General features: G+C 72.9%; 3 protein-coding genes and 1 tRNA gene. 3 read left to right on the top strand and 1 reads right to left on the bottom strand.

What is annotated here, in order from left to right; genetic code table 11:
- From K6I33_RS34080 to K6I33_RS34070, 3 genes are all read left to right on the top strand, one after another.
- On the top strand, window positions 1-648 hold a 648-nt coding region (locus tag K6I33_RS34080; RefSeq protein WP_229358675.1), incomplete at its 5' end, for an alpha/beta fold hydrolase.
- A gap of 128 nt (window positions 649-776) precedes the next feature.
- Window positions 777-851: transfer RNA gene (locus tag K6I33_RS34075), tRNA-Cys, on the top strand.
- A 104-nt stretch (window positions 852-955) separates the two neighbouring features.
- A complete protein-coding gene (locus tag K6I33_RS34070) occupies window positions 956-1,303 on the top strand; it encodes a hypothetical protein (protein ID WP_229358674.1) in 348 nt (115 codons plus the stop codon).
- Between the two features lie 12 nt (window positions 1,304-1,315).
- On the opposite strand, the gene K6I33_RS34065 is transcribed toward K6I33_RS34070, so the two are convergent.
- The gene (locus K6I33_RS34065; RefSeq protein WP_229358673.1) at window positions 1,316-2,617 is read right to left on the bottom strand and encodes a DUF1266 domain-containing protein; all 1,302 of its coding nucleotides are present in this window, start codon (window positions 2,615-2,617) and stop codon (window positions 1,316-1,318) included.
- Window positions 2,618-2,738 lie beyond the last annotated feature (121 nt).

The raw sequence follows: 2,738 nt of genomic DNA, 5'->3' as shown, positions 1-2,738 counted from the left end.
TTCCCCGCCCTCGCCGAGGACGTCGAGGCGCTCCGCGTCCACCTGGGCCTGGAACGCTTCGCCCTGCTCGCCCACGACGCCGCCTGCGCCACGGCCCAGGCCTACGCCGCCACGCACGGGGAGCACCTGACCCACCTCGTACTGATCGCGCCCGGCTCCCGTCTCCAGGGCGAACTCCCCACGGACGCCGAGGAGATCTTCGAGTCCCGCGCCACCGAGAACTGGTGGGTCGACGCCTACGTAGCCGTCCACTCCCTGCGCAACGCCGACAACCTCGCCGAGGTCCGCTCCCTCCTCCACCGCGCCGCCCCCATGGCCTACGGCCGCTGGGACGCCGAACAACGCGCCCACGCCGCCACCGAACCCGCCCAGCTCAACCCCGTCCCCCGCGCCGCCTTCTGGCAGGGCGTCGACGAACCCCTGCGCCTGACCCTGCTCCGCGGCCTGCGCGAGGTGCGCTGCCCGGCCCTGGTCGTTACGGGCGACCTCGACGCCATCACAGGCATGCGCGCCGGCGAACTCGTCGCCGCTTCCCTCCCCCGCGGCGTGGCCCGCCCGCTCCACGGGGTGGGGCACTACCCGTGGGTCGACGAACCGGAGATGTTCCGGCCGCTGGTGGAGGAGTTCCTGCGGAGGGTGAGCGCGTGAGGACGCCCCTGGCACGCGGGCGTGACTGGCGTATGTCCGCCATATGACAGTGGCGACCGCACCATTGAAGCGGGGCCGGGGTGAACGTATGGTCGTAGCCGTCGGGGAGGCGTACGACGCTCCCACCCGGCCGTGTGCCCGAGTGGCTTAGGGGCTCGCCTGCAAAGCGAGTTACGTGGGTTCGATTCCCGCCACGGCCTCCACCGCGGAAATCTTCATGGCATGACATCGATGGGTACGGCTACTCAGACCGTTTTGAGTGCGCGAGCGCTCCCGGGCAGCGCCCGTCGGCCTGTGTGATCGACGCATGACGACGAACCAGCTTCCGTACCGCGCGCCCGCCCGAACCCGGAACCGCTTCATGACCGTCCTGGCGGCGATCCTGTGGACGATCACGGCCCAGGCAGTGGGGCTGTGCCTGGTGGTGGTACTGATGATCGCTGTCTGGGGCGCGGCTGCGGAACACCCGGCGGAGGCCGGTGACTTCCTTCTCGGGGTGGCGGGAGTCCTGGCGCTGGCGGCAGCCGTCCTGACGGCCGTCTGGCACGCCCTGAAGCTCCTCCGCCTCGGCCCGGCCACCCGCTGGGCCGTCACCGGAGCCCTGGCCTGCCCGGGCCCGGTGGCGCTGGCGCTGTACGTCTACCTGGGGCAGTGACCAGGCGCCGGCTCAGCGCCCCCAGGGGATGTTCAGCCAGGGGCTGGCCGGGTCGGTGGTGAGCACGCGGTGCGCGGCGAGCGCGTCCTCGTACCACTTGCCGAACTTCTCCTCGTCGAAGTGGAGACAGCGCGCGAGGATGTAGCCGGCGGAGAACTCCTCCCACGAGCCGTACGCGGCCTTGGCCGCGATCCCGGCGCGCAGCACGGCTTCCTCGGCCTCGTGCAGGGTGCAGTACCGAGCGGCCAGCCCCCAGCGGGCCATCCCGGCGGCGCGCCCGTAGTCCCACGCCGTGGCCGTGCGCACGTACGCGCCCTCGGCCAGCAGTCCGTCCGCGCGGAAGCGGGCCTCGTAGCGCGCGATCCGCCCGATCAGCTGGTGGATCTCCGCGACGTACTCCTCGACCGCCTCGTCGGAAAGGGCCTCCCCCTGGGTCACCCCCTCCAGCGTGATCCGCACCTCGCCCGCCTGCTCGGCCCTGCGCCGCAGAACGCGCTCGGCCGCCCGGCGCCAGTGCTCGACGTCGACGAGTCCGGGGAAGTCCATCGCCATGGCACGGCGGACGCCGAGCGCGAACTCCCACGAGCCGCTGACCATGTCGGCGTCCAGCAGCCCTTCCTGGGCGTTCCGCCAGCTCTCCCGGTCGGTGATCCCCCACCACTCCTTGAGCCGGTCCTTCTCGTGGAAGTAGCCCCCGCCGTGGTAGGCCATGGCGTTCCACAGCTCGCCGTTGTCGACGAAGAGCAGCGCGGTACAGGCCAGCCCGTGCGCGAGCGGCCCGTGCAGGGGCCCTCCCGCGTGGAGGGCGCGCAGCCGGCCGTGCCGGTCGGGGCAGCCGCAGGCGGAGGTGCGGACGCGCTCGGCGTGCCGCTGCCAGATCTCCCGCCCCGCCGGGTTGGCCGGGAGGGCCGCCTCGCAGGGGCTGCCGGGGTTCACCACCAGGTACGGCGGGTCGCCGGGCTCCCACACCCGGGCGTACCAGGCCAGGGAGTATCCGCAGAAGACGGGGTCCTCGGCGGGCGGGGGCAGCATCCCCTCGGTGAAGACGGCGAGGCAGGGGGTCCCGGTCTGGGGGTTCCAGTACGGGGTGAAGGGCACGGTACGGGTCTCGGCGTCGGCGTTCGCCCGGGGGACGGCGAGGAAGAGCCTCGTCTCGGCCAGCACATGGAAGTACGCGTCCCAGTCGCCGCGCACCCGCGCCTCGTACAGCTTCTGCTCGACGTCGCTCGGCGCCTGCCACGGCGCGGCCGCCACCCGTGGCGCCCAGCCCACGGGCCGCTGTCCCGCCCCGCCTGTCGTGTTCCACAACCCCATGCCCCGACCCTATCGAGCACTGTTCGAACGATCTCGGGGTCACCCGGCGATCGCGCCCACGGCGATCCACGCCGCGCCGAGCGCCCCCATCGCGACGGCGTACCCCCTCGCTCCCCGGCCC

Source organism: Streptomyces sp. UNOB3_S3 (assembly GCF_020740895.1).
Lineage (GTDB): Bacteria > Actinomycetota > Actinomycetes > Streptomycetales > Streptomycetaceae > Streptomyces.
The sequence above is the reverse complement of the archived record's forward strand: the minus strand, read 5'-3'. Positions and strand labels throughout refer to the sequence as shown.

What these genes read in the sequence shown, in the direction of transcription:
- K6I33_RS34070 (WP_229358674.1), top strand. Translation starts at nt 956, where the DNA reads ATGACGACGAACCAGCTTCCGTACCGCGCGCCCGCCCGAACCCGGAAC.
- K6I33_RS34065 (WP_229358673.1), bottom strand. Translation starts at nt 2,617, where the DNA reads ATGGGGTTGTGGAACACGACAGGCGGGGCGGGACAGCGGCCCGTGGGC.